Annotated in this window: 22 protein-coding genes and 11 pseudogenes; 12 read left to right on the top strand and 21 right to left on the bottom strand. The window is 64.9% G+C overall.

The features are described from left to right. Positions 1–82: 82 nt before the first annotated feature. The 3 genes from ACF2JD_RS14130 to ACF2JD_RS14120 are packed head-to-tail and all read right to left on the bottom strand — an operon-like array spanning position 83 to position 1,732. Complete coding sequence (locus ACF2JD_RS14130) at positions 83–808, bottom strand: GNAT family N-acetyltransferase (RefSeq protein ID WP_234566978.1); 726 nt, start codon at positions 806–808, stop codon at positions 83–85. Then, positions 798–1,247 carry a rhodanese-like domain-containing protein gene (locus ACF2JD_RS14125; RefSeq protein ID WP_440987638.1) on the bottom strand — a complete coding sequence of 150 codons (450 nt, stop codon included), beginning with the start codon at positions 1,245–1,247 and terminating at the stop codon, positions 798–800. Before ACF2JD_RS14125 ends, ACF2JD_RS14130 begins: the two co-directional genes overlap by 11 nt. 17 nt (positions 1,248–1,264) lie before the next feature. After that, the gene (locus ACF2JD_RS14120; protein WP_234690730.1) at positions 1,265–1,732 is read right to left on the bottom strand and encodes an OsmC family protein; all 468 of its coding nucleotides are present in this window, start codon (positions 1,730–1,732) and stop codon (positions 1,265–1,267) included. 142 nt (positions 1,733–1,874) lie between these two features. Between ACF2JD_RS14120 and ACF2JD_RS14115 the strand changes: the two genes are divergently transcribed. The 5 genes from ACF2JD_RS14115 to ACF2JD_RS14095 all read left to right on the top strand — a co-directional run bounded on the left by ACF2JD_RS14115 (position 1,875) and on the right by ACF2JD_RS14095 (position 4,738). After that, a complete protein-coding gene (locus ACF2JD_RS14115) occupies positions 1,875–2,012 on the top strand; it encodes a hypothetical protein (protein WP_368170540.1) in 138 nt (45 codons plus the stop codon). Continuing rightward, positions 2,009–2,146 (top strand): hypothetical protein, encoded by a 138-nt coding sequence (locus ACF2JD_RS14110; RefSeq protein ID WP_163137619.1) that lies wholly within the window; start codon positions 2,009–2,011, stop codon positions 2,144–2,146. Before ACF2JD_RS14115 ends, ACF2JD_RS14110 begins: the two co-directional genes overlap by 4 nt. After that, entirely contained in the window at positions 2,143–2,280 is a 138-nt protein-coding gene (locus tag ACF2JD_RS14105) for a hypothetical protein (RefSeq protein WP_163137619.1), read from the top strand. The genes ACF2JD_RS14110 and ACF2JD_RS14105 overlap by 4 nt, the downstream gene beginning before the upstream one ends. Further along, positions 2,277–3,662, top strand: a complete 1,386-nt coding sequence (gene pdxR / locus ACF2JD_RS14100; RefSeq protein ID WP_440987637.1) for a MocR-like pyridoxine biosynthesis transcription factor PdxR — start codon at positions 2,277–2,279, stop codon at positions 3,660–3,662. The genes ACF2JD_RS14105 and pdxR overlap by 4 nt, the downstream gene beginning before the upstream one ends. Positions 3,663–3,838: 176 nt before the next feature. Next, positions 3,839–4,738 (top strand): hypothetical protein, encoded by a 900-nt coding sequence (locus tag ACF2JD_RS14095; protein ID WP_440987636.1) that lies wholly within the window; start codon positions 3,839–3,841, stop codon positions 4,736–4,738. Between the two features lie 3 nt (positions 4,739–4,741). On the opposite strand, the gene ACF2JD_RS14090 is transcribed toward ACF2JD_RS14095, so the two are convergent. Next, positions 4,742–5,626 carry a LysR family transcriptional regulator gene (locus ACF2JD_RS14090; RefSeq protein ID WP_408865425.1) on the bottom strand — a complete coding sequence of 295 codons (885 nt, stop codon included), beginning with the start codon at positions 5,624–5,626 and terminating at the stop codon, positions 4,742–4,744. A 125-nt stretch (positions 5,627–5,751) separates the two neighbouring features. Between ACF2JD_RS14090 and ACF2JD_RS14085 the strand changes: the two are divergent. Both ACF2JD_RS14085 and ACF2JD_RS14080 read left to right on the top strand, forming a co-directional pair. Continuing rightward, positions 5,752–6,105: pseudogene (locus tag ACF2JD_RS14085) on the top strand (CidA/LrgA family protein); the annotation flags it as partial. Positions 6,106–6,111: 6 nt separating this feature from the next. Then, positions 6,112–6,612 (top strand): annotated as a pseudogene (locus ACF2JD_RS14080) (LrgB family protein); the annotation flags it as partial. Here the strand turns inward: ACF2JD_RS14080 and ACF2JD_RS14075 are convergent. Together ACF2JD_RS14075 and metB are read right to left on the bottom strand one after the other, a co-directional pair. Continuing rightward, a pseudogene (locus tag ACF2JD_RS14075) lies at positions 6,612–9,077 on the bottom strand (bifunctional aspartate kinase/homoserine dehydrogenase II); the annotation flags it as partial. The pseudogenes ACF2JD_RS14080 and ACF2JD_RS14075 overlap by 1 nt on opposite strands. Next, on the bottom strand, positions 9,077–10,255 hold the full coding sequence (gene metB, locus ACF2JD_RS14070) for a cystathionine gamma-synthase (protein WP_111910522.1): 1,179 nt from the start codon (positions 10,253–10,255) through the stop codon (positions 9,077–9,079). The gene metB and the pseudogene ACF2JD_RS14075, both read right to left, overlap by 1 nt. Before the next feature lie 294 nt (positions 10,256–10,549). On the opposite strand from metB, the gene metJ reads away from it, so the two are divergent. The 3 genes and pseudogenes from metJ (at position 10,550) to ACF2JD_RS14055 (ending at position 12,089) form a co-directional block, all read left to right on the top strand. Next, entirely contained in the window at positions 10,550–10,903 is a 354-nt protein-coding gene (metJ, locus tag ACF2JD_RS14065) for a met regulon transcriptional regulator MetJ (RefSeq protein WP_440987635.1), read from the top strand. Between the two features lie 35 nt (positions 10,904–10,938). Then, positions 10,939–11,663: pseudogene (locus ACF2JD_RS14060) on the top strand (helix-turn-helix domain-containing protein); the annotation flags it as partial. Between the two features lie 87 nt (positions 11,664–11,750). After that, entirely contained in the window at positions 11,751–12,089 is a 339-nt protein-coding gene (locus tag ACF2JD_RS14055) for a tRNA-binding protein (RefSeq protein ID WP_440987700.1), read from the top strand. A gap of 73 nt (positions 12,090–12,162) precedes the next feature. Here ACF2JD_RS14055 and ACF2JD_RS14050 read toward each other — a convergent pair whose 3' ends face one another. From ACF2JD_RS14050 to nudE, 3 genes are all read right to left on the bottom strand, one after another. Continuing rightward, positions 12,163–13,431: an aromatic amino acid transport family protein gene (locus ACF2JD_RS14050; protein ID WP_440987634.1), complete on the bottom strand. Its 1,269-nt coding sequence runs from the start codon at positions 13,429–13,431 to the stop codon at positions 12,163–12,165. Between the two features lie 412 nt (positions 13,432–13,843). Beyond that, the gene (gene cysQ / locus ACF2JD_RS14045) at positions 13,844–14,656 is read right to left on the bottom strand and encodes a 3'(2'),5'-bisphosphate nucleotidase CysQ (protein ID WP_106885762.1); all 813 of its coding nucleotides are present in this window, start codon (positions 14,654–14,656) and stop codon (positions 13,844–13,846) included. A 41-nt stretch (positions 14,657–14,697) separates the two neighbouring features. Continuing rightward, the gene (nudE, locus tag ACF2JD_RS14040; protein ID WP_162520147.1) at positions 14,698–15,306 is read right to left on the bottom strand and encodes an ADP compounds hydrolase NudE; all 609 of its coding nucleotides are present in this window, start codon (positions 15,304–15,306) and stop codon (positions 14,698–14,700) included. Between the two features lie 146 nt (positions 15,307–15,452). Between nudE and yrfG the strand changes: the two are divergent. Then, positions 15,453–16,120: pseudogene (gene yrfG / locus ACF2JD_RS14035) on the top strand (GMP/IMP nucleotidase). Between the two features lie 216 nt (positions 16,121–16,336). On the opposite strand, the gene tyrS reads toward yrfG, so the two are convergent. Further along, a complete protein-coding gene (gene tyrS, locus ACF2JD_RS14030; RefSeq protein ID WP_440987633.1) occupies positions 16,337–17,605 on the bottom strand; it encodes a tyrosine--tRNA ligase in 1,269 nt (422 codons plus the stop codon). 145 nt (positions 17,606–17,750) lie between these two features. Between tyrS and ACF2JD_RS14025 the strand changes: the two are divergent. Further along, a pseudogene (locus tag ACF2JD_RS14025) lies at positions 17,751–18,559 on the top strand (helix-turn-helix transcriptional regulator); the annotation flags it as partial. Between the two features lie 72 nt (positions 18,560–18,631). On the opposite strand, the pseudogene ACF2JD_RS14020 reads toward ACF2JD_RS14025, so the two are convergent. The 11 genes and pseudogenes from ACF2JD_RS14020 to exeF form a co-directional block, all read right to left on the bottom strand. Then, positions 18,632–19,260 (bottom strand): annotated as a pseudogene (locus ACF2JD_RS14020) (type II secretion system protein N). A 134-nt stretch (positions 19,261–19,394) separates the two neighbouring features. Further along, positions 19,395–19,885: pseudogene (gene exeM / locus ACF2JD_RS14015) on the bottom strand (GspM family type II secretion system protein ExeM). Further along, positions 19,882–21,033, bottom strand: a complete 1,152-nt coding sequence (exeL, locus tag ACF2JD_RS14010; protein ID WP_440987632.1) for a GspL family type II secretion system protein ExeL — start codon at positions 21,031–21,033, stop codon at positions 19,882–19,884. The pseudogene exeM and the gene exeL overlap by 4 nt, the downstream one beginning before the upstream one ends. A 335-nt stretch (positions 21,034–21,368) precedes the next feature. After that, positions 21,369–21,524 carry a type II secretion system protein GspK gene (locus tag ACF2JD_RS14005; RefSeq protein ID WP_440987631.1) on the bottom strand — a complete coding sequence of 52 codons (156 nt, stop codon included), beginning with the start codon at positions 21,522–21,524 and terminating at the stop codon, positions 21,369–21,371. Next, positions 21,493–21,866, bottom strand: a pseudogene (locus tag ACF2JD_RS14000) (hypothetical protein). Before ACF2JD_RS14000 ends, ACF2JD_RS14005 begins: the two are co-directional and overlap by 32 nt. Further along, entirely contained in the window at positions 21,863–22,132 is a 270-nt protein-coding gene (locus ACF2JD_RS13995; protein WP_440987630.1) for a hypothetical protein, read from the bottom strand. The pseudogene ACF2JD_RS14000 and the gene ACF2JD_RS13995 overlap by 4 nt, the downstream one beginning before the upstream one ends. Positions 22,133–22,224: 92 nt before the next feature. Further along, positions 22,225–22,899, bottom strand: coding sequence for a GspJ family T2SS minor pseudopilin variant ExeJ (exeJ, locus tag ACF2JD_RS13990; protein ID WP_440987699.1), 675 nt, complete (start codon positions 22,897–22,899; stop codon positions 22,225–22,227). Continuing rightward, positions 22,886–23,244 (bottom strand): annotated as a pseudogene (gene exeI, locus ACF2JD_RS13985) (GspI family T2SS minor pseudopilin variant ExeI). Before exeI ends, exeJ begins: the two are co-directional and overlap by 14 nt. A 69-nt stretch (positions 23,245–23,313) precedes the next feature. Continuing rightward, positions 23,314–23,856, bottom strand: a pseudogene (gene gspH / locus ACF2JD_RS13980) (type II secretion system minor pseudopilin GspH); the annotation flags it as partial. Positions 23,857–23,962: 106 nt separating this feature from the next. Next, positions 23,963–24,394, bottom strand: coding sequence for a GspG family T2SS major pseudopilin variant ExeG (exeG, locus tag ACF2JD_RS13975; protein ID WP_106885747.1), 432 nt, complete (start codon positions 24,392–24,394; stop codon positions 23,963–23,965). Between the two features lie 81 nt (positions 24,395–24,475). Next, positions 24,476–25,696 carry a GspF family T2SS innner membrane protein variant ExeF gene (gene exeF / locus ACF2JD_RS13970; protein WP_106885746.1) on the bottom strand — a complete coding sequence of 407 codons (1,221 nt, stop codon included), beginning with the start codon at positions 25,694–25,696 and terminating at the stop codon, positions 24,476–24,478. Between the last annotated feature and the right edge of the window lies 1 nt (position 25,697).

Below are 25,697 nucleotides of genomic sequence, written 5' to 3'. Positions count from 1 at the left end.
TGTTAAGCAAGGTCCAGCATGAGAGAGGCCCCGCAATCGGGGCCTCTCTCGTTTTGCCAGTGGGGCCCAAGGGACCACAGGCTTATGGCGTCATCCGGCAGGTGGCGGTCAGCTCGGAGAGCCGCAGCCGCTGGCGCCCCTGTTCGTCGAAGTTGGCATCCGCCAGCCAGCGCTCGAAACAGCCCTTGAGGGCGGGCCACTCGCCGTCTATCACAGAGAACCAGGCGGTATCCCGGCTGTGCCCCTTGTCCACCCGGGCCTGGCGGAAGGTCCCCTCGTAGCTGAAACCAAGGCGCAGCGCCGCCTGCCAGGAGGGCCGATTCAGGGCATTGCACTTCCACTCGTAGCGGCGATAGCCCAGGGCGAAGGCATTGGCCATCATCAGCGCCATGGCCGCCGTCGCAAGCCGCGACTGCTGCAGGGCTGGCGAAAAGTGCAGCCAGCCCACCTCCACGCAGCCCGCGGCGGGGTCGATGCGCAGGTAGCTGGCAAGCCCGAGCGCCCGGCCACTCCCCTCATCGACAATGGCATAGAACTGGGGATCGACCCTGGCGGCGACTCCTCGCAGCCAGCCCAGCATGGCCGCCTCATCCTCGAAGGGGCCGCTGGTGAGATAGGTCCACATGGCCCCACTGTCGGCACTGAAGGCCTGCCACAGGCTGCCGCCGTGGTGCTCGGGATCGAGCGGTTCCAGACGACAGCCCCAGCCCCTCAGCACCCGATGGGGGGGAAACTCGGCGCCACGCCAGTCGGGCAGAGACTCGCCCAGGGGCTGGCCATGGCCGTTGAAGACGGGGTCAGCAGGCACAGGCGATCCCCCCTTCCAGCAGCACGCCGGCCTCACTGCCGGTGGCGACGGCGAAGCCGTCCTGGCGCCACCAGTGCAGACCGCCCATCAGCTCCTTGACCCTGAAGCCCAGGGCCGCCAGCTTGTAGGCCCCCTGGGTCGAGCCGTTGCAGCCGATGCCATCGCAGTAGCAGACATAGACCTTGTCCTGCGACAGCCCCTGCGTGGTCGTCGGGCTCATGGTGCTATGGGGGAAGGAGATGGCACCGGGAATATGACCCTCGGCGTAGTGCGCGGGGGAGCGGGTGTCGATGACCACTATGCTGCCCCCCTCAGCCGCCTCCCCGGCCAGCAGATCGGCGGCGAGATCCGCCGGATCGGTACGAAACTTCAACTGGGCCTCGAAGAAGGCGCTGGCCTCCAGCGGGCTCGCGACACCAGTACTCAATACATGACTCATCCTGAACCTCCTTGTGATTACAGCGTTATTTCTGTGGTGACGACTGTGTTGACCGAGTTGGCGATGAAGCACTCCTCGTGGGCCTGGTGGTGCAGCCGCTCCAGCGCGGCGAGATCGGGCTGGCGCTCGCCGCCAAACCGCACCCTGGGGCGCAGGGTGACCCGGGTGATGGACTGGCGGCCCCGCTCATTCTTCTCCATGATGCCGACGGCCTCATCCCGGTAGCTCTCCACCAGATAACCCGCCCTGGCGACCAGCCAGAGGAAGGTCAGCATGTGGCAGCTGGAGAGGGCCGCGACGAAAGCCTCCTCCGGATCGACATTCTCCGCCACCGAAAAGGGCAAGGGCACCACATGGTGGGAGGAGGAGGCGGGCACCCTGACTCCGCCGTCAAACGCCCACTCATGGGCCCGGCTGTAGCGCTGATCGACAAAGGGCTCGCTGGCCCCTCGCTGCCAGCTGATGGTGGCGCTGTATTCCGACATGCAGACTCCTTCTGTGACCAATGTGTGTTGCCAATGGGATTGCTTCACTTCCTTGTCCACCAATGTAGCGACAAAATGGCCTTGCCACGCCGACCAATTTTGCCAATATGGGCAGACCAATTTATCCGCAACGGGAAGTGCCATGACAGTCCTGCCGACCCTCTTTGCCAATCAGCAACACGGCGAGCTGCCGCTCCACGAACAGCTGGTGCGCACCCTGCGGGAGGCCATGTCCGGATGGGGGGGCCACCTGCCCCGGCCCCGCGGAGGCCAGTCATGACAGTCCTGCCGACCCTCTTTGCCGACCAGCAGCAAAACGATCTTCCCCTACACGAACAGCTGGTGCGCACCCTGCGGGAGGCCATGTCCGGATGGGGGGGCCATCTGCCCCAGCCCAGCGGAGGCCAGTCATGACTGTCCTGCCGACCCTCTTTGCCGACCAGCAACAAAACGATCTTCCCCTGCACGAACAGCTGGTGCGTACCCTGCGTGAAGCCATGTCCGGATGGGGGGGCCATCTGCCCCAGCCCAGCGGAGGCCAGTCATGACTGTCCTGCCGACCCTCTTTGCCGACCAGCAGCAAAACGATCTTCCCCTACACGAACAGCTGGTGCGCACCCTGCGGGAGGCGATACTGGCGGGCCATCTGCCGCTGCACGGCAGGCTGCCGGCCAGCCGCATGCTGGCCCGGGATCTCGGTGTCTCCCGCAGCACGGTGCGCAAGGTGGGGGCCGGCAGCTTCGTCGCCCTGGCGGCGGTGCGCCCCGCGCCTCGCCCGCCCCAGTCGGCTGCGGGGCTCTCTCGCCGTGGTCAGGAGATGGCGCAAGGGGGGGCCTGCCACGAGGTGCCCGAGGTGGGCAGCTCCTTTGCATCCAGCCAGCCGGATCCCCGCCTCTTTCCCCAGGCGCTCTGGGGTCGCCTGATGCAGCAGCAGTGGCGCCAGGGTGCCAGCGACTGGATGAATTACGGGGATCCCCAGGGGTTGGGGGAGCTTCGCGCCGCCATCAGCAGCTACCTGGTGCAGTCGCGGGGCGTGGTGTGCGAACCGGAGCAGATCCTGATCCTCACCAGCTCCCAGCAGGGCATATTGCTGGCGACCCAGCTGCTCATCGATGCCGGTGACACCGTCTGGGTGGAGGATCCGGGCTATCCCGGCGCCCGTACAGCCATGGAGAGCGCCGGCGCCCGCATCCACCCGGTGCCGGTGGACGAGGAGGGGCTCAATCCTGCCGGTGAACACCCCAGTCCCAGGCTCATCTACTGCACCCCGGCCCACCAGTACCCCCTGGGCGTACCCATGAGCCTGCCGCGCCGCATGGCACTGCTGGCGGAGGCCGAGCGGCGCGGGGCCTGGATCCTGGAGGACGACTACGACGGGGAGTACCAGTACGATCAGCGGCCGCTCCCCGCCCTGCAGGGGCTGGATAGCCAGGGGCGCGTCCTCTATGTGGGGACCTTCAGCAAGGTGCTGTTTGGTTCCTTGCGTCTCGCCTACCTGGTGTTGCCACGCCCCCTGATGGAGGCCTTCAGCCGGGCCCGCGCCGCCGTCGACGGCCACAGCAACCAGTTGCAGCAGGCGGTCACCGCGGACTTCATCCGCGCCGGGCACTTCGCCACCCACCTGCGCCAGAGCCGCCTCGTCTACCAGAGCCGGCGGGATCTGCTGCTGGCCGAGCTGGCCGAGCACTGCCCCCAGCTCACCCCCATCCACAGCGGCGCCGGGTTGCAGTGCGCCGTGCTGCTTCCCGCCGGGGGCGAGGCCCGCTGGACCGAGGCGGCCAACGCCCGGGGGCTGGGGCTGCGCCCCCTGCACCAGTATCACCTCGCCCCTCCTACCCGGGAGGGCTGGCTGCTCGGCTTCGGCTGCCTCGACAACCAGACCCTGCGCCAGCTGTGTCGCCAGCTGGGCGCCCTGATGGAATCGGCCTGAGGCCAAGCCAGCAGAGCCCGGGTCCCATCATCACACTCTGCTGCCTGTTGGGGTCGCTGATGAAAACCGTCTGAGACCAGACCCAGAGGTCAGAGGAGCCGGGGGCCATTAGCGCTGTGTCGCCGGTGGGGCACCGAACTATAATGGGCACAATCCCGTTGTAGAACCCGGCCAAGATGTATCGACTCCCGCTCCTGCTCCTCACGCTCTCCCTCTCCTCCTGCCCGATGGCGGCCACCCGATTTACCCTGCTCAGCCCGGAAAACGAACAGGATGCCCGCATGGACTACTACCGGGAGGCGATGCGGCTGGCGCTGGAGAAGACCCGCCAGCAATATGGCGACTACGAGCTGCGTGACTCCCTCAAGATGAACAAGGCGCGGATGCGGCTCGAGGTGCAAAAACCGGGCAAGAGTGCCCTCTTCATCGTCGACAGCTGGCCCCAGAAGACGCCTCACCCCGAGGTCAGTCTGATCCCCTTCCCCATCGATCTCGGCATTCTCGGTTACCGGGTCTGCTTTGTCGGTGCCGACCGTGCGGATGCCCTGGCCGGGGTCCGTACCCTGGCCCAGCTTCAGGCGTTCAGTCAGGGGAGTGGCAAGGCCGACATCCTGCGCCACAACGGCTTCCAGGTGCAGGAGGTGGACAACTACGAGTCGCTGTTTCGCATGGTGGCCCGTGGCAGGGTCGATCTCTTCTGTCGCGGCGCCAACGAGATACTGGCGGAGTGGGAGACCCACCACCCCAGGTTGCCGACGCTCACCGTCGATCCCCATGTGGCCCTCTTCTACCCGCTGATCCACGCCTTCTACAGCCATGCCACCTACCACAAGGAGCGCGAGCGCATCCAGCTCGGCCTGCGGCTGGCCTGGCAGGACGGCTCCCTCAAGCGGCTCTGGCGCCAGCACTTCCAACCCTCCCTGGCGTTCACCCAACTGGCCTCGCGCCAGCTGTTCAGGCTGAGCAACCCCCAGCTACCCGGCGGAGGGAGCGACTACAGCTCCTATCTCTATGATCCGGCCCGGGATGCCTTCGGCATGCCTCCCCACGACAAGGCGGACAGGGTCGGCAAGTAGCGCCTAGCCCCGCGCCCCCTGCTCGCGACACAGGGCGAGCCAGGCCTCGGCAGTGCGGGAGAGGTAGCGCCGACTCGGCCAGATCACTCCGAGACGCCAGCTCAGCTCCGGCAGCAGGGGGCGCAGCACCAGGCCGTCCGGGGTCAGCCGCCGGCAGATGGGCTCGGGCAGGAAGGCGACCCCCATGCCGCTGCGCACCATGGCGGTGAGAAAGTCCCACTGGCTGCTGCGCGCCGCCACCTGGGGCACGAAGCCCGCCTGCTGGCAGGCCTGCTCCAGCCGCTCGCTCAGGGTGAAGGCCTGGGTGTAGAGCAGGAAGGGCTCCTCTTTCAAGTCCCCCAACCGGATCTCGGCACACGCCCGCCAGCGGGGCAGGTCCGGCAGCACCACCTGAATGGGGTAGCAGTCCAGCTCCAGGGCGCTCAGTACCCCCTCTTCCTTGGTCGGCAACATGGTGATGGCAAGATCCAGCTCCCCCTCCAGCACCGCCTGCTCGATGCGGCGCCCGCCGTACTCCACTATGGAGAGCTCCACCTTGGGGTAGCGGCTGCGGTAGGCGCGGATGAGATCCGCATAGACGTGACCCACCATGGGCGGGATGCCCAGCGCCAGGCGCCCGTGCTGCAGGCTCTGCAGATCCGCGAGCTCAGCCTCCAGCTGCTGCATCTGGGCCAGGATCAGCTGGCCACGGGCAAACAACACCTGGCCGCTGTCGGTCAGGGTGAAGCTGTGCCCCTCCCGATTGAGCAGGGGCTGGCCCAGCTCCTCCTCCATGCTGCGGATCATCTTGCTGATGGTGGGCTGGGTGACGAACAGCTTCTCGGAGGCGCGGGTGAAGCTCTTCTCCCGCACCAGTTCGACAAAGTAACGCAGGGCTCGGATATCCATGGGACGCTCGTCTGGGGTGATCGCCAAATAATGCCAATTTGGCATATTTTTCATAATTTAAATTCATTTTTTGCAGGTTTTGCCCCCACTTATACTGTGACCAGGTTCACAGAAAGATGCCCATCATGAAAGCCTTCTGCCTTCGCTGGTTGCAAACCCCCTTCCAAATCGCCCTGCTGGCCGCCATCTGGCTGCTGGCCGACACAGCGGTACGCACCTTCCACCTGCCCCTGCCCGCCAACCTTACCGGCATGTTGCTGCTGCTCATCTGCATCCTTCTCGGGGTGGTCAAGGCCCAGTGGTTCAGCGCCGGGGCCCGCTGGCTGCTGGCGGAGATGCTGCTGTTCTTCGTGCCCGCCGTGGTGGCCGTGGTCAACTATCAGGATCTGCTGCTGCAGGAGGGGTGGCGCATCATGGTGGTGCTGGTGACAAGCACAGTGCTGGTGCTCGGCACCACGGCCCTGGTGGTGGACAGGGTCGCCGCCATGTCTGACACCCTGCTCGGTCTGCTCTGCTTCGCCCTCACCCTGCTGTTCTACTACGCCAGCAAGTGGCTCTATGGCAAGAAGCGCATCCTGCCCCTGATGCCGCTGCTGCTGGCCCCCGCCCTGCTGGTGGCGGTGGTGGTGTTGTTCCACATCCCCTATCAGGACTACATGGCCGAATCCCACTGGCTGCTCTGGCTGCTGGGCCCGGCCACCGTCGCCTTCGCGGTGCCCGTCTACGAGAACCGCGCGCTGATGCGCCGCCACTGGCTCTCCCTGTCGGTGGGGGTGGTTGCCTCAGTGCTCATGGCGGTAGGCAGCACTGTGCTGCTGGCGCGCTGGCTGAACCTCTCAGTGCTGCTGCAACGCAGCATGGCCATGAGATCCATCACCACACCCTTCGCGGTGGAGGCGACCCGCTCTGTGGGTGGCAACGCCGATCTCACCGCCCTGTTCGTGGTGCTGACCGGGGTGATCGGCATGGCGGTCGGCGAGAGCGTGAGGCTGGCGCAGATCTGCCACAGATCGTACTGAATGGCGGCGGCGGTCACTTCCCGGCCCGCCCCCGGCCCCTGAATGACCAGGGGATTGGTGCGATAGCTGTCGCTCTCGATGGCGAACACGTTGTCGCAGGGCAGCAAGTTGGCGAACGGGTGGTGGGGCTCCAGGGTCTCAAGACCGACCCGCGCCTTGCCATCGTGCTCGAAGCGGGCGACGTAGCGCAGCACCTTGCCGACCCGACGGGCCCCCTCGAAGGCGGTCTGGATGGGATCATCCAGATCTTTCAGCCTGTCCATGAACTGATCCGTGCTCACCTTGCGCAGGGAGACGGGCACCAGGTTCTCCAGCTCGATGTCGGCGGAGTCGAGCTCGAAGCCCGCCTCCCGCGCCAGAATGAGCAGCTTCCTGCGCACGTCCTGGCCGGAGAGATCCTCGCGAGGATCCGGCTCGGTCAGGCCGTGCTGCCAGGCCTCGTCCACCAGCTCGGAGAAGGGGCGCGTGCCGTCATACTGCTGGAACAGCCAGGAGAGGGTGCCGGAGAAGATGCCGGAGACCCCCTGGATGCGATCGCCACTCTGGCGCAGCATCTGGATGCTGGACTGGATGGGCAGCCCGGCACCGACGGTGGCGTTGTAGCGCCACTGCACCTGGTGATCGCGACAAGTCTGCTTGATGCGCTGGTAGAACTCGCTGTCGGCGGCACCGGCAAACTTGTTGGCCGCTATGATGTGGATGCCGAGCTGGGCGAAGTCCGGGTAGTAACGGCTCACCGTCTCGCTGGCGGTCATGTCCAGCGCAATCAGCGCATCGAAGCCGTGCTGCTCCAGCTGACCCAGCAGCTCCGGCCAGATCAGCGGCTTGGGATTGAAGTTGTCGCGCACTTTGAGGGGATCCAGCCCCTCCTCATCCAGCAGGCCCCCTTCCGAGCTGAACACCCCGTAGAGGGTGAGCGCCATATTGAGCTCGTGCTCGAGCCGGGCCTTCTCGCGGGCGTAGAGCGCCAGCCAGTGACCGCCGATATTGCCCTTGCCGAACACCACCAGACCGACCCGGGTCGGGCGGCTGAACAGGGCGCTGTGCAGGGCGATGAGCAGGGGCTCCAGCACCACCTGGCGCACCACGGCCACCAGACTCAGGCCGTCTCTGGCCACCTGGACGAACTCCAGGGGCTGATCCGCCAACAGCTGATAGAAGCGGTGACACTGCTCGGCGTTGTCGGTCACGCCAGCCCCCACCAGGGCCACCAGGCTGAATCCCTCCTTCTGGATGAGACCGGTGAAGCTGCCCTGCAGCTGGAAGTCGCGCAGTATCTCGAAGGCCCCTTCCGCCACTTCCAGGGTGTAGGCCAGGCGCAGCACCCGCCGATCCGGCTGACGCTGCAGGGTGAGCGGGTTGAGGCGATGACGGGCCAGATGGGCCTCGATGGCGGCCACCGTCTGCTCATAACCTGTCTGGGGCAGCACCTTGAGTTCGATGAGGGCAATCTGATCCACCGAGGAGACGATGCGCGCCCCGCCGGAGCGCGGTGCCCGGCGCAGTATGTGGGTGCAGCCCTCATCCGGGTTGTAGCTGCAGCGCAGGGTGAGGCGCTGGCGGCTGTCGGCCACGGGTTGCAGAGTACGGGAATGGAGCACGGAGGAGCCGAGGCGGGCCAGCTCGTTGGCCTCCGCCAGACTCAGGCGCTCCAGCAGGCGCGCCTCCTTCACCCGGCGAGGATCGGCGCTGTAGACACCGGCCACGTCGCTCCAGATGGTGGTGGACTCCCCGTCCGCCAGGGCGGCCAAGAGGCTGGCGCTGTAGTCGGAGCCGTTGCGGCCGAGCAGCAAAGATCTTCCTTCCATGTCGGCGGCGATGAAGCCGGTCACCACTATGCGGCCGGGGTGCTCCGCCAGACGCGCCTTGAGCAGCTCGCCGGAGATGGCGGCATCCACCTTGACCAGGGCGCCATCCTCGGCGCGCAGGAAGCTGCGGGCGTCGAGCCAGATGGCCTTGTCGCCACGGCTGGTGAGCAGGGCGGCCAGCAGGCGCGCCGACCACACCTCGCCAAAGGCCAACAGGCCATTGCGCTCGAAGCGATCAAACTGCCCTTCCAGGGTCTTGGCGATCTGCTGCATGTCGTCGGTTAGCTGCTGGCTCAAGTCGAGCAGCAACTCCCCCTCCAGCAGGCCGTCGATCAGGCTCTGCTGGTAGGCGTGCAGGGCAGTGATGGCTTCGCCCGCGGCCTCGTCACCCGCCTCGGCCAGCTCCACCAGCTGGATCAACCGGTTGGTGGTCTTGCCGGCGGCGGAGACCACCACCAGCTCTCTGCCCCCGCCCTGCTGCTCGGCCTGCTGTTCGAGAATGCTGGCGACCCGGCGATAGCAGACAGGATCCGCCAGACTGCTGCCGCCAAACTTGTGCACATGACGCCGCTTCAAGGCTCTCTCTGCCGCCACCGCACTCTCTCCTTGTTGTTGCTGTTCCATTACTTCACCTGTTCTGCCTGTTGTGCCAACTGCGCCTGTTCAAAGCCTTGAGCCAGATCGGCCACCAGGTCTTCACCGTGTTCTATGCCCACAGAGAGGCGCAGCAACTGGGCGCTGATGCCCGCAGCCTGCTGGGCCGCCGGCGTCATGGCCCTGTGGGTCATGCTGGCCGGATGGGCCACCAGACTCTCCACCCCGCCGAGGGACTCCGCCACCGAGAACAGCCGCAGCGCCGCGAGGAAGGCACGCAGCCCCGTCTCGTTGCAATCGAGTTCAAAACTTAGCATGGCGCCGAAGCCGGACTGTTGACGGCGCGCAATCTCGTGGCCCGGGTGGCTTGGCAGGCTGGGGTGATAGATTTTTTTGACCAGCGGCTGCTGCTGCAGGAAAGCGAGAATGCGATCCGTGTTCTCCTGATGGGCACGCAGGCGCGGCGCCAGGGTGCGCAGGCCACGCAGGGTGAGGTAGGAGTCGAAGGCGCCGGAGGTGAGCCCCAGACAGTTGGCCCACCACACCAGGGACTCGGCCAGCGTCTGATCCTTGGCGATCGCCACCCCGCCCACCACGTCGGAGTGGCCGTTGATGTACTTGGTGGTGGAGTGCACCACCACATCGGCACCCAGCGAGAGCGGCTGTTGCAACAGCGGGGAGAGGAAGGTGTTGTCCACCACCACCTTGGCACCCACCTCATGGGAGGCGGCGGCGATGGCGGCCACGTCCACCACCCTCAGCAGGGGGTTGGAGGGGGTCTCTACCCACACCAGGGCCGGTTGCTGCGCCAGGGCCTCGGCGAGCGCGGCCTCATCCCCCTGATCGACGAACTGCACCCTGTAGTGGCCCTTGGCCGCCAGATACTCGAACAGGCGCCAGGTGCCGCCGTAGCAGTCGTGGGGGGCGATCAGCAGATCCCCCGCCTTGAGCAGGGCCGTGGTCACCAGATGGACGGCTCCCATGCCGGTGCCGGTCACCACGGCGCCGGCGCCCCCTTCCAGTGCCGCCAGCGCGTCCGCCAGATTGGTGCGGGTCGGGTTGCCTGAGCGGGCATAATCGTATTGACGGGGCTCGCCAAAGTCGGCAAAGGTGTAGTTGCTGGAGAGGTAGATGGGGGGCACCACGGCACCGTGCTGTGTGTCTGTCTCAATCCCGGTGCGTACCGCCAGGGTGGCCTTATGACTCATGATGCTCTCCTTGGCGCTGTGACTGTGCAGTTGATCTGTCTCTATGTCCGATACAACGTACCGCCAGGGTGGCCTTGTGGGTCATTTCCGCTCTCCTTGAAGTGTCTCTGGACGATGGCCGCTGTGCCTCTGCCACGGCTATCCTGCCATTGCTGGCCTATGGTGAACCACCTTACGCCACCTCAAAAAAGCCGTCAACACTTCTAGACGTCTAAATGGCTTTGCTGTTGGATTGCCATTGAATTCCTTAAGGGTTAAAATCCGCGCTCACGGCCAAACGAGAACAGGTGGAACATGGGTACAGAGTGGAACGGCGACTACGTCAGCCCCTATGCGGAGCACGGCAAGAAGAGCGAACAGGTCAAGAAGATTACCGTCTCGATCCCGCTCAAGGTGCTGAAGGTGTTGACCGATGAGCGCACCCGTCGCCAGGTGAACAACCTGCGTCATGCGACCAACAGCGAGCTGCTCTGTGAGGCCTTCCTGCACGCATTCACCGGTCAACCGCTGCCCTGCGACGACGATCTGCGCAAGGATCATCCGGACAGCGTCCCCGCCGAGGCGCGCGCCATCATGGAGGCGCTCGGCAAAGAGATCGAAGATTTCGACGCGAGTAATACGGCGACCTATGCCAATAACCCCCTTTGAATGACGCGGCCCTGGCCGCGTCATCGCTATCAGCCATGTCCCGCTTCAGCCTGCGCCACTATCACCACCACATCTGCAGTCATAGCCACGACTTTGCCCAACTGGTGATCCCCCTCGACGGCCCCCTCGAGATCGAGGTGCAGGGCCGGGGGCACAGGCCTTGCCCCCGGTTTTGCGCTTGCGTCATCGCCCCCGGCGAGCGGCACGACTACGCCGCCGATCCCGCGCTTTCGTTTCTGGTGCAGGAGAGCGACTGGCTCCCCGGCTATCTGGCGGCCCGCCCCTTTATCGAGCTGGATGAGCCCCAGCGCCACTACCTCGCCTTCCTGCACCGCATGGTGGCAGCGGGGGCGGCAGGTGGTGGGCATGGAGCAGGTGTGGCTCTCCCTGCTGGCTGAAGGGCAGGGAATGCACTCGCAGCCACCTCCTCGCCTTGCCGCCCGCATCCTCAAGGTGCAGCGCCATATCGAGGCCAACCTCGCCGCCCCGCTTGGCCAATCAGCAACTCGCCGCCATCGCCTGCCTTGGCCAGAGCCAGTTCAAGCTCGCCTTTCGCCAGCAGCTGGGGACGAGCGTCTCCCACTACATTCGCAGTCGGCGCATGGCGCTGGCGCGTACTCTGCTTGCCGGTACGCAACTGCCCATTGGCGAGATTGCCAGCCGCTGCGGTTACCAGAATCAGGGGGCCTTCAGCGAGCGCTTCCTGGCCGAGACCGGGCTCACTCCGTCCCTCTGGCGCCAGCAAAACGGCCACCTGCCGCAACGAAACGGCCCCTTGCCGAAGACAGGAGCTGCCGTTTCGAGGCATGCTGGCGCCAATGCGAGGTGTGTGAAAGGAGGAGCCAAGATGCAGACCATAAGCTGGCAAGAGTTCGAGATGGTGGAGCTGAGAGTGGGCACCCTGGTGCGGGTCGAGCCCTTCCCCGAGGCGCGCAAGCCTGCCTACAAGGTGTGGGCGGATTTCGGTCCCGAGCTCGGGGTGCGCAAGAGCAGCGCCCAGATAACGGATCTCTATCAGCCGGAAGATCTGGTGGGGCGCCAAATCGTCGCCGTGGTGAACTTCCCGGCCAAGCAGATAGGCCCCATACAGTCGGAGTTTCTGCTGACCGGCTTCTACCGGGCCGATGGCGCCGTGGTGATGACCATCCCGGAGCAGGCGGTGGAGAACGGCGCCAAGCTGGGCTGATGCCCTGGCCCCATGAAATGAGAAGAGGCGACCCCGGGGGTCGCCTCTTCTTTTTCTGGCCGCAGCGCCGCTGTTACTTCAGCAGGCTGAAGACCAGGGCCGAGACAGCCAGCGAGCCGGTCAGCAGGATAAAGCCGTTCACCCAGCCCTGACGGAAGCGGGCCAGCGCCTCGACCTTGTAGATCGCAATCACCGGCATGATGAAGAGGATCATGGCGATGACGGGGCCGGAGAGGGTCTCCATCAGACCCAGGATGCCAGGGTTGATGACAGCAGCCCCCCAGATGGCGAAGAACATCAGGGCTATGCCGAGCTTGTCCGCCTTGGCCAGCGGCAGGCCGGTTGGCTTGGCGATCAGGCTTTTCAGGCTCTCCCGTGCACCGAGGAAGTGGCCGAGGAAGGAGGAGCTGATGGCGATAAAGGCGATCAGCGGCCCCAGGGTCACTATCACAGGGTTGTCGGTGATGTTGGCGAGATAGGAGAGCACGGAGACGTTCTGGGCCTTGGCCTCGGCCAGCTGGGCCGGGGAGAGGCTCAGCACGCAGGAGAAGACGAAGAAGAGCACGAAGCCCACCAGCATGACTGTGGTGTTGCGCAAGATCAGGCCGCTCTTGGCTTCGGCCTGCTCGCCATATTCACGGCGCTGCACGTTGGCAAAGCCGGAGATGGCGGCGGCGTGGCTGAAGGCGAACACTGTCACCGGCAGCGCCAGCCAGACGGTGTTGAGGAAGCTGCCACCCTCGAAGGCGGTCATTTGTGGCCACTGCCACTGGGGGATCAAATAGCAGGAGAGCGCCGCCAGAATGGCCGCCAGGGGGTAGACCATGAAGGCAAAAGCCCGCAGCATCGCCTTCTCCCCCGCCATCATCACGGCGATCATGGCGAACACCAGCAGGCCGGAGAGCATCACCCGGTTCGGGGTAGCCATGCCGAGCTGGTTGACCATGAAGCTCTCCACCGTGTTGGTCAGCCCGACGCCATAGATGAGCAGGATAGGGAAGATGGAGAGGAAGTAGAGCGCCGAGATGAGGCGACCGGCCATCTTGCCGAAGTGCTCCTCAGCCACCTCGGTGAAGTCGGCGTGGGGGCGGGAGGAGGAGAGCACGAAGCGCGCCAGCCCGCGGTGAGCCAGGAAGGTCATGGGGCCGGCCAGCACGGCGACTATGACCAGGGGCCAGATGCCCCCCAAACCCAGGTTGATGGGCAGGAAGAGTATGCCCGCGCCAACGGCGGTGCCAAACAGGCTGATGACCCAGTGGGTATCGTGACGACGCCAGCCGGTGCTGGCAGTGGTGGAGTGGGAACCGGATAACTCCCGGGAGACCTCTACAGATGAACTCATTGATAAACCACTTATATATAGTATTAAAATCTAAGAATATTGTGCTCCTTTAGCATTTAATTCTCAAAAATCGGCATTGGCAGATCTCACTGGCAAAGCTCGGTTCAGCCAGTGAGATTGGGCGGAATTTCCAGCCCGCCTCGTTCTGATAAACCTTTAAATAGGCAACTTTACGAAATATAAAACCAAAATATCACTATTGGTCGATTTTTTATTTCGACCATTTCTGAGTTTTCAGAATTACATGAAAAGAGATGCCAGCACTTTGGGTTTGGCTGTGATGATCCACTACAGCAATCCATTAAAGTAGCGAATACACCTGAATATGTCGTGACAAGCCAGCGGATCACACCAAGCAATCAGGCGGCCACGAGGCCGCCTGATTGGATGATTCGGCTACATTTCAACCGGCTCAGTGAGTCAGGATCTTGCCCCAGGCGAGATCCGGGTCCCCCATTACGATGAAGTCAGGGTTCTCCAGCGACTCGGTTTCGTTGTAGCTGAGCGGCTGCAATGCCAGGCTGAGGATGCGCCCCCCCGCCGCCTCGACGATGCACTGGGCGGCGGCGGTGTCCCACTCGCCGGTGGGGCCGAGCCGCACATAACAGTCTGCCGCCCCTTCCGCCACCAGGCAGGACTTGAGGGAGCTGGAGCCAAGCGGGATCAGCTCGTAGTTGATGGCCGGGTTGAGGCGGCGGGTCAGGTTCTCCAGCTTCTGGCGGCGGCTGATGGCCACCACCAGGGAGTCGGGCTGGTCGTGCTCGTGGTGCATGGCGCTGATGGGATGCACCTCGCCGTTCACCTCCTTGAAGGCGCCGTGGCCGCGCACCGCCCAGTAGAGCACGTCGGCCTCGGGGGCATAGATGACACCAAGCACGGGGACATTGTCCCGCACCAGGGCGATCAGGGTGGCGAAGTCACCGCTGCCGGCGATGAACTCGCCGGTGCCGTCCAGGGGATCCACCAACCAGTATTGCCGCCAGTTGGCACGCTGGCTGAAGGGCACATCGGCCGCCTCTTCTGTCAGCACGGGCACATGGGGGGTGAGCGCCGACAGCGCCTGCTTGAGGTAGGCATCGGCAGCAAGATCGGCACTGGTGACCGGGGTCGCATCCTCCTTCAGCTGACGCTCGAACTGACCGCCGTGATAGATTTCGTGAAGGATGCGTCCCGCCTCGCGGGCTATCTCCTTGACCCCAGGTATCCAGGCCAACAACTCCTGCATCTTGTTATCCTCTGTTTTTATTACCTTTGCCCAGGCTTGGGCTAGCTTTCCTGCTCCGCCAGCCATTTGCTGGCCAGCAGCAGGGCACTGATGCTGCGCGACTCGGTGAAGTCGGGTCGCGCCAGCAATTCGTCGATGCGATTGAGGGGCCAGGGGATCACCTCGAGGGGCTCGGGCTCATCGCCGATCCGCTGCTCGGGGTAGAGATCCCGCGCCAGCAGTATGTCCATCCGGCTGGAAAAATAGCCGGGGGCCAGGGAGACCTGCTTGAGGGGAATGAGGTCACGGGCCCCGAAGCCCGCCTCCTCCATCAGCTCCCGGTTGCCCGCCTCGAAGGCATCTTCGCCGGGATCGATCAGCCCCTTGGGAAAGCCCAGCTCGTAGGAGTGAGTGCCCGCCGCGTATTCGCGCACCAGCAGCAGGGTGTGGGCATCGAACAGGGGCACCACCATGACGGCGCCTCTGTTGCCGCCGCGCATCCGCTCGTAGACCCGCTCCTCCCCATTGCTGAATTTCAGATGCAGGGATTCCACCTTGAACAGCCGACTCTCGGCCACCAGCTCGGCCTTGATGATCTCCGGCTTGCGCTTGTCGTGGGCCATGGCCTCGACGCGGACGTGTTCGGGTTTGCACTTGTGGGGGTCACTCATCGGGGCTGACTGCTCGTTAAAAAAGAGTGCTTCAAGAGTAAACGACTCCCCGAGGGAACACCACGGGGCAAGGGCCGGAAAGGTGCCTGAAAAATCCGTTATAATGCGCCCCGTTTTCCCCACCCAGTCCGACACAAAGAGGCCCCATGCCCACCCCACTGCCCTGGCACCAGATAGACACAGTTCGCTCGACATGGATGGCACCCTGATCGACCTTCATTTTGACAGCCACCTCTGGCAGCAGCTGGTGCCCGAGCGCTACGCCGCGCGCCTCGGCCTGCCGCTGGCCGATGCCAAGGCGCAGATCGAGGCCCACTATCAGGCCGTCAGCGGCACCCTCGACTGGTACTGCGTCGATTACTGGAGCCAGACCCTCGGGCTCGACATCCGCGCCCTCAAGCAGGAGATCCTGGACAAGATCCAGTGGCGGCCCCATGTCATCCCCTTCCTGGCCGCCCTGCGGGCGGCGGGCAAGCAGCTGGTGCTCTTCACCAATGCCCACCCCGCCAGCCTGTCAGTCAAGGATGCCCGGCTCGGCCTCGCCGACCATCTGGATCTCATGGTGAGCACCCATGAGCTCGGCTGGTCGAAGGAGAGCCAGCACTGCTGGCAGGCGCTGGCCGAGCGACTGGCATTCGATCCGGCCCGCACCCTGTTTGTCGATGACAGCGAGCGTATCCTGCGCGCCGCCGCCGACTACGGCATCGGTTATCAGCTCGCCATCCAGAACCCGGACAGTCGCCAGCCAGAACAGCAGATTACCGCCTTCCCGGCGATCCGCGACTATGCCGAACTGCTGCCGCTGACTACTTGATACCGATACGGGGACAGGATTCACCGCCCTCCCCGATGTATTCCGTGACTACGCCGAGTTATTGCCGCTGGCCGTGTGATCCGAAGGAGATACAGGCAACCTGGCACAGCTCCCATTCCTTCCACGATGATGCCGGGTGGCTGCCCGCTGACCCACCGGGCAGCGGACAAACAAAAGGGCTGCCTGGGCAGCCCTTTCTCATTGATGTCGGGCGAGCTAGTCCACCCACTCCACCAGCCGGTACTGTTTCTTGCCCCGGCGCAGCAGCAGGTAGCGCTCAAACAACCGATCCTCTGCACTCAGCTGCTCATCCTGTCTTATCTCGCCGTTGAGGCTGATGGCGCCCGCCCCCAGCAGCTCGCGGGCCACCCGCTTCGAGCTCGCCAGGCCGCTCTCCACCAGCAGGGTCACCAGATCCCTTTGCTCCTCGATACGGCAGCTCGGCATGCCATCCTGCGCCAACTGGGCGAGATCCCCCTCCCCGAGCCGGGCCACGTCGCCGCAAAACAGCAGCTCGCCGATGCGCCGCGCCGCCGCCAGCGCCCCCTTGCCGTGCACCAGTTCGGTCAGCTCGTCCGCCAGCACCTGCTGGGCCTGCTTGCGCCCCTGCCGCTTGGCATCTTCCGCCTCCAGCGCCGCAATCTCGGCCAGCGACATAAAGCTGTAGTAGCGCAGGAAGCGGTAGACATCCTCGTCTGCGGTACCGAGCCAGAACTGATGGAAGGCGTAGGGCGAGGTGAGCGCCGGATCCAGCCAGATGGCGCCCCCCTCTGTCTTGCCGAACTTGGTGCCGTCCGCCTTGGTGATGAGGGGCAGCGTCATGCCATGGACCTGGGCCTGATGCAGCCGGCGGGTGAGATCCATGCCGCTGGTGATATTGCCCCACTGATCGTTGCCGCCGATCTGCAGGGTGCAGCCGAGACGCTGGTTGAGCACGGCAAAATCCTGGGATTGCAGCAGGGCGTAGGAGAATTCGGTGAACGAGATGCCCTGATCCGGGCGGGCCAGCCGCTGGCGCACCGATTCCCGCGCCAGCATGGCGTTGACCGAGAAGTGCTTACCGATATCCCGCAGAAAATCGAGGGCGGACATCTGCCCCATCCAGTCGGCGTTGTTGACCAGCACAGGTGCCGCCAGCCCCTCGCTCGCGGGCAGCAGTGCCTTGATCTGGGCCGACAGGCTGGCCACCCAGCCCTGCACGGTTTCGGCGCTGTTGAGGCTGCGCTCGGTCGCCTTGAAGCTGGGATCGCCGATGAGGCCGGTGGCACCGCCCACCAGGGCCACAGGGGTGTGGCCCGCCAGCTGGAAGCGGCGCAACATCAGGAGCGGCACCAGGTGGCCTATGTGCAGGCTGCCGGCGGTGGGATCGAAGCCGCAGTAGAGGGTGCGCGCCGTGGCGAGGTGGGAGGCCAGGGCCGCCGGGTCGGACATCTGGGCCACCAGGCCACGCTCGGTCAGGTCGGTGAGCAAATGGGGGTCGATCATGGGGTCTCCAACAGCAGGGGAAAGTCGCCATACTCGCCGTTCTGGCCCGTGGCAGATATGTCCCCCAGGGGACAGTTTTGCCACTCTCATGCTAGCATCCCGCCCATATCGGGGAGCCTGTCCCCGCCACCCGGAGCCCGTCGCCATGAGCCAGCCCCTCGCCACAGATTCGCTGACCCAGAGCCTGACCACCGTCGTCGATGCCCTGCACAGCCCGGCCTTTGCGGCGGCCCTGGTGCGCCTCATCCAGCAGCAGGTAGCGTTCGACTGCGCCCTGCTGCTCGGGGTGGGGCAGCGGCCCGTCTACCTCTACGACAACCTCAACCATCAGCGAGCCCTGCTGTTTGACAGCTACCTCACCAGCCACTTCAGTCAGGATCCCTTTATGCAGGCGCTCAAGGACGGCCTCCCCGCCGGAGTCTGGACCCTGGCGCAGGTGTCAAAGGGGCGGCTGGATCCCGAATACCGCCACCACTTCTATCAGGCCACCGGCTGGCAAGAGGAGGTGGGGCTGATCCTGCCGGTGCGCGGCGGTCTCACCTTGATGCTGTTTCTGGGCCGCCTCGACAAGCGCCAGAACCCTCGTCCGGAGGAGCGCGCCAGGCTGGAAGCCTTGTTCCCGCTGGTGCATTCGCTGTGCCGTCAGCAGTGGCGGCAGAGCCAGCCGCTGCTGGCCCAGAGCACGGCACTGCCGGACAGCGCCAGCCTCAAGAGCGCGGTGGAGCAGGCGATGGCGAGTGTCGGGGGGATCCGGCTCACCCGGCGTGAGCGGCAGGTGGCGGAGTTGCTGCTGCAGGGGCTGGATACCGAGGCGATTGCCGCCGAACTCGGGATTGGCAGCGGCACGGTGAAGAATCACCGCAAGCACCTCTATGGCAAGCTGCGGCTCGCTCGCGGGCCGAGCTGTTCAATCTCTTTCTGAACCACCTCATCACGGCGCCAGCTGCCGCCGCGGCCCCGTCGACCAACGCCGCCCCGCCGGGGCGGGGTGGTGTCGATGCATGCCAAATAGGACCAGCAAGGCCGTCAGATGCGGCCCTGATAGCGCAGGGGGAAGCGGCCCTGACTGTCGGGCTGGCCGAGGAAGGGGAGCCCTTGCTGCATCTGCTCCGGCAGTTCTGGGCCCGGTTTCAGGGTGCCCTGGAACAGGTACTGGCCATTGGGTTGCAGCTCGAGGCGACCCTGGTCTGCACCGCATCGGAGCCCTGCTTGAGTTCGGCCACCAGTTTGGAGTCGAGGCAGGTGAGTTTCACCTCGGGGTCGGCCAGCACCAGCTTGCCCGCCGGGGTATCGGCGCTGGCGTTGTACCAGTCGAGGTTGCCGTAGAGGTTGTCACACCAGGGGTTGCCCTGGGCAAATTGCTCCACTTTGAGCTGCAGCTGGCCGGTGACGGTGATCGGGATCGGCAGCTGCATCGGCACCCGGCTCAGCAACCAGGGGGCGGGGGCGTTGAGGGTGATGTCACGGCCGAAGGCGGCGCCATTCCAGCCGACCACGCCCTGACCGTTGAGGCCGCTGCGATCGCCAAAGCGTAGGGCACTTCGGGGGCGAGGCGCAGCAGCGACCAGCCGTTGAGATCCCAGCGCAGCTGGTTCACCGATTCGCTGGCATATTGCAGTCGGGCAATCCTGGCCACTCCAGAGGGTGCCGCTCACCCCTTCCAGTTTCAGCAGGTTGGCAACGTTGGCAGGCAGCGGCAGATGGCGCGCCACCAGCGCCGCGGGCAGGGTGGCCAGCAGGAAGACCAGATAGGCCGCCAGAAACAGGCTGGCAATCAGGATGCGTTTTTTCATTGTGGACGACTCAACTGCAAACGTCTGACCTTGACCAGACCGGGGCCAGCCCCTCGCGGGCGATCTCGATGATTTGAACCTGAATGCCGTGCTGCTCCACCAGCGTCGCGAGCCAGAGCAGCAAGTCCTCGAACGGGACTGTGTCTATCCACACCTGCAGCTCCTGCCCTTGTGGTTGCAGCCGGGCTATCTTGATCTTCTGGTTGAAGGCGGTGCGGTTCACCACCCCGTCCAGGGTACCGCTGGTGTCGATCTGGCGGCCTTGGCCCCCCTGCATCGCCAGCACCTCCTGCCCCTTCTCTTTCAACCAGGCGAGCGTCTGCTGCTGGTTGGCCACCTGCCGCTGCCGCTCGTCGATGCGATTGGCGACGGGCTGCCAGATGACCCAGTAGCAGAGCCCGATCAGCAGGGCGCAACCCCCCACCGCCACCAGCCGCTGTTCGCGGGGACTGATGCCACGCCACCAGCCTTGCAGTTTGTCCATCATGATGATTTCCCCTTCAGCACCAGCGCCCCTTCCACCTTGCCCTCATGGCTTCGCACCTCACCCTGCTGCACCTCGAAGCGCTTGCCCGCCAGCTCGCGAAAACGCTCGATCTCGGTGAAACCGGGGGCAGTGACCTGCAACCTGAGCTCGCCCCTGGCCGCGTCGAAACGCATCACTTCGGGCTTGAGACCGGGCACCTCGGCAAACACAGGCGCCAGCTCGGTCAGCAGCAGCAGGACCCCACCCTGCGGGGACTGCCCCAGGGACTTGAGGTGCTGGTTCATCTGGCTGCGAACGTTGACGATCCGGGTCTCCCCCGGGAAGATCCGGGTATAGACCTGCCGGATCTCGGCCTTGAGGGCCTTGTCCTGCTTCGCCAGTTGATAGAGCTGCACCCCGCGCTGGGCCAGAGCCACCAGCAGCAGTATCCCCGCCAGCACCGCCACCTTGCGCCACTGCAGCCAGTAACGGCCGTATTCGGTCTGGGGTCGATAGGGCCCCTGCAACAGGTTCGCCTGGCAAGCGATCGCCCCTTTCGCCAGCAGCAGCATGGGCAGTTCGGGATCCGCCGCCTGCCAGTTGGCGGCCGCGATGGCGGGAGCCGGGGTATGGCTATGGATGGTGACGGGTTCGGCCTGGGCCGCCAGCAGCATGGCCAGCAGCGGCTCGTCGGCGACTATCCCCTGGACGGGGCCCTGGCGGATCAGCCACTCGGCGCCGAGTTGCAGGGCAGACCACCCATCAGCGGCCTGTGGCAGCGCCAGCACATCGGGCAGCAGTTGCAGGCTCTTGAGGCCTGCGCCTCGAGCCAGCCGAGCCACTCGGCATCTTCTGCCTTGATCCACCGCCATCAGATCCACCTGCTGGCCCTCATGACCCAGCACCACCAGATGCAGCTCATCCACGTCGGAGGCGATCTGCTCCTCCAGCAGGTAGGGGAGGGCCGCTGCCGACTGGCGGTTGTAGCGGCCCGGCAGGGTGACCCGCCGGAAGATCACCAGATCGCTGCCCGGCACCAGCGTGACCACGGGGCGGCCACCGGCCCGCTCCTGCAGCTCGCCCAGGGCATGGGCCGAGGGCAGGGTGCCGGAGGCGATGATCTCCTGCTCCTGACCGACCACACCAGCCAGGCACCGGCTGCTGCGCATTGGTCCCCAGACGGATGACCAGACTCTCGCTCACGCATCTCTCTCCTGCGATACCCGTTCAAAGCCTCGTGCGATGGGCGGGGCGCAGCCCGCAGGCTGCAGCCAAAATCTCTCGTACCCGCGACCGAGGCCCGCAGATCTCGCTGTTTATTCGGCGCCACCGTTGAGGCGGCGCAGCATCACCAGCTTGTTGTCCTTGCCGCGCTGGAAGACAGGGTCTCCAGCCGGGCCCGGTTGTCGCCCACCTCAGCCACCAGACGGGCTTCGAAGAAGTCGCTCTTGACCAGCGCGCCTCCAGCCCTTTGACTGCCCGGTTGTAGGCGAGCTGTCCGTCATCAGCTTCTTCTCTTTCCACCCCTTCTGGGGCGCTCGGTCAGCACCCGCTTGGCATCATCCAGCCCCATCTTGCCCAGATAGAGGGCGACCAGCAGGGCCGCGCTCCGGGGATGGTATTGATATTCACCACCAGCTTGTCGTTGGGCAGGGCGCACACATAGGGGGCCAGCCGGCATAGACCCTGGCCGTCACCCCGCGCACCGCCCGCAGCTCGTCCTTGCCCAGCATCCACTGGTTGGCGGTCAGATAGGGGGGGTTGAGCCCCTCGTAGTAGGCATCTCGGCGCCGTTGCTCGAGACCAGCGCGGTATCCTTGTCGGTCCAGTCGCGGATGGCATCGGTGAGCTGCACCGCCTCGTACTCATCCATCGCCAGCTGCTTGAGCAGCGCCCGGAACACCTTGAACCGATAGGGCTGTTGCTCCAGCTCATCGCCGCTCTCCCCCTCCTTGGGCCAGCTCAGGCTGTTGAGGTTGAAGCAGGATTGCAGGTCGGTCACCTCGCCCCGCAGCTGGCCATCATCCACCGGGAAGACGGCATCTTGCGGGCCCAGTTCTGACTGAGGTTGACCACATCGGGGTCATCCTTGAAGTCCTGGTTGAGCACCTTGATCACCAGTGCCTCCGCCGACATGGCATACCACCAGGCCTGCTTGCCAGCCGTGAGGTTGCTGGTCCGGCGCAGCTCCAGCTGCAACCGGCCGCTCATGTTGCTGGCGATGATCACCATCACCGACAGAATAAGCAGCACCACCAGCAGGGCCATGCCCCCTTGCCCGGGCGGCCTGGTGTCGGCCCTCTGGCCGCCGGCCTCGGGAACTCGGACGATCTGCCATGATGGCCGGAGAAAAATGACGCTTAATTGCCATTGTCCGCCCTCTGACCGCCGGCTCCGATCAGGAACTGGCGACGTATGGTGCCGTAATCCGCCAGATCCAGCTCCACCGCCAGCCCATAGGGCAGCAGGTCGCGCTGGGTCCACTCCTCCTTCCACATGCCCTTGTCGTAGAAATAGAGCCGCAGGGCCGTCACCCCGGTCAGCACCGGCTGAATACGCGGCTCTGTGCCGATCGCGGGATCCGGATAGAGGTAGCTGAGCCGCTCCAGGGTCTGCTCCTTGAGTCGCCAGCCCACCCGCTGCAAGCCGGAGCGCGGCAGCATGCCGTCCGGATTGAGCCAGCCGCCACGGATGAAGGCCATGCCCCAGTCATCGCTCTGCTGGCCGAAGCGGGAGGCCGCCAGCAGCACCTTGTTGTTCTCGCCGTCGATACGGCCGCTGCGCGGCACCATCTGGGTGATGTCCCGCTCCAGCAGGCTGAAGGCGAGCTGCAGCTCGGAGAGGCGAACCTCCTTGCGCTTGGCCACCTCGTCGCTGGTGAGCACCCCCTGCAGCACCTGATAGGCACCCATGCTGAGGCTGGCGAAGATGGCGATGGCCACCAGCATCTCAAGCAGGGTAAAGCCGGCCTGGCGGACAGAGCGGGCCGGGCGTGGTGCGTCGTGCGGATAGGGTGTTGAATCATCGGCTGATATAGGTCCGCATCATGGCCACCGGGCTGTCGGCCTTGGCCTCGGTGCGCACTTCCATATCGAGGGCACGAAAATTGTGTCATTGGTGGCCACGCCACGATAGCGCCAGTACCAGGTAGTGCCCGCCATCTCCTCGTCCCCTTCCACCCAGCTGTCTCCCGGCCACTTGCCCTCGAGCTTCTGCTGCACCAGCTGGTTTTCCACCACCCAGGTCGCCAGAGTCTTCTGCTCCAGGTAGTTGAGGCCGGAGAGGTGCTCGCTGGCGGTTTTCATCACCGCAAGACCGGCGATGGCAAATACCGCCAGCGCCACCATCACCTCGAGCAGCGTCATGCCACGGGCGTTCATAGCGCCGCCTGCTGCGCGGAGCGATGCTGCGCCACCATCACCTCGCCGCCTGCGCTGGTGCCCGTCACTCTTCTCCTCATCGTCTTGCAGCAGGGTCAGGCGACCGAACTCGTCCCCCTTGACGATGCGCAGTGTAGCGCACGTCGTCGTCCTGCTGGGTCAGGGTCAGCACGAAGGGGGTCAGCTCGCCGCCCGGGAAGATGAGCAGTTGCGGGCGTGCGCTCCTTCTCGTCGCGCTTCTGTTCGGTTTTCTCGTCGGAATCGGTTGCCAGCCAAAGCCTTCCAGCTCCAGCGGCCAGCACATGTTCTCGGCAGTTGCACCGGCCCCAGCTGCTTGTCGCCGGTCAGTGCCTGCCACTTGCGATCCTTGGGGTTGCGGGACATAAACTGCCAGCCGCTCTGCTCGACTCTCAATCCCAGCAACCGACCATCCATCACCGAATACTCCTGCGCCTGTTGCAGGGTCGCCATGAGACGACGCGCCTGCTTGTCGAGCTCCCTGTCCCCCCGGGCCCCCCCCATGCTGAGGACGACGGCGGTGGCCACCAGCCCCATCAACATGGCGACCAGCAAGACCTCCAGCAGGGTGAAACCCGCCTGACGATGGCGCAGCCCCTGGCCTCAACTGCATGGCCCCCCGTCAGCATGGCGGCACAGCAACAGTACCTCCGGCAGGGTAAAGCAGCCGGCTCAGCGGGTTCAGCGGGCGCTCAGACACTTATTGGAAATCCTTCAGATTCCAGTTGCCTATGTCGTCATCCGTCCCGGCTTCGCCGTCCAACCCCATGCTGAAGATGTCGAGCTTGCCGAACTGGCCCGGGCTCAGCAGCTGGTACTGGTTGCCCCAGGGATCCTGCGGCAGGCGCTTGATGTAGCCCCCTTCCCGGTAGCTGCGCGGCTCAGGCGACGCGGTCGGCTTGTTGACCAGGGCATCCAGCCCCTGCTCGGTGGTCGGGTAGCGGTTGTTGTCCAGCTTGTACATGTCGAGGGCGTTTTCCAGCGCCACTATGTCGGAGACGGCTTTCTGCTGATCCGCCTTCTCCTTGTTGCCCATCAGATTGGGCACCACCAGGCTGGCCAGGATCCCCAGGATCACGATGACCACCATGACTTCCAGCAGGGTGAAACCGGATTGACGACGCTTTTGCATGACTTACTCCCTAACGAAATGAGATGGCGCAGGCCATCAGAGATTGACCAGGCCATCAGGTTCCCTGTCGAACGCCGGACATCAGAGATTGACCATATTGTTGAGTTCGAGGATCGGCTGCAGGATCGACATCACGATAAAGAGCACCACCCCGGCCATGGAGACCACCAGCATGGGCTCGAACACCCCGAGGGCGATATTCACCTGGGTTTCGAACTCCCTGTCCTGGTTGTCCGCCGCCCGCTCCAGCATGCTGTCGAGCTCGCCGCTCTGCTCGCCGGAGGCGATCATGTGCAGCATCATGGGCGGGAAAATCTTGGTTTCATCCAGCGCCTTGCGCAGGCTGGTCCCCTCCCGCACCCGCTCGGTCGCCTCGCCGATGCGGTGGCGGGCAAAGTCGTTGGAGAGCACCTCCCCCGAGATCTTCATCCCCTCCAGCAGCGGCACTGCGCTGGCGTTGAGGATGCTTAAGGTGCGGGCGAAACGGGCGGTGTTGAGGCCGCGGCTGACCCGGCCGATGACCGGCAGGCGCAGCACCACCTGATGCCAGTGGCGGCGCCGTCCGGCGTCCGTGAGCCACCAGCGCCAGACCAGGCCACCGATGCCAAGCAGCACCAGGAACCAGAGGCCGTAGTGCTGCATCAGCTCGCTGGTACCGATGAGGAAGCGGGTGGTGGCGGGCAGTTGCTGGCCCATGTGTTCGAACTGGGCAACCACCTTGGGCACCACTGCGGTGAGCAGTATGGAGATGACGCCCACGGCCACCAGGGTGAGGACTATGGGGTAGATCATCGCCTGCAGCAGCTTGGTGCGCATGTGCTGGCGCTGCTCGGTGTAGTCGGCGAGGCGGTTGAGCACTTTCTCCAGGTGACCGGACTTCTCACCGGCCGCCACCATGGAGCGAAACAGCTGATCGAACACATGGGGGAAGGCCCCCAGCGAATCGGCCAACGAGTAACCTTCTACGACTTTGCTGCGCACCGTGGCCACCAGGCTGCGCAGGTGGGCCTTCTCGCACTGCTCGGCCACTGCCCGCAGCGCTTCTTCTATGGTCAGCCCTGCGCCCACCAGGGTCGCCAGCTGACGGGTGATGAGGGCCAGCTCCGAGGTGGAGGCGCCACGGCGAAACAGCACGAAGCGATTGGCCTCCCGCTTCGCCTTCTCGGTGGTCTCGTTCACCTCGAGGGGGGTCAGCCCCTGCTCGCGCAGTAGCTGGCGCACCTGACGGGCGGAATCCCCCTCCATCACCCCGGACTTCTGTCTGCCTCTGGGGTCGAGGGCCTTGTATTCGAACGCAGCCATC

It is taken from the genome of Aeromonas ichthyocola (genome assembly GCF_046087985.1).
Classification (GTDB): Bacteria; Pseudomonadota; Gammaproteobacteria; order Enterobacterales; family Aeromonadaceae; genus Aeromonas; species Aeromonas rivipollensis.
This window is presented reverse-complemented; position numbering and strand designations above follow the sequence as displayed.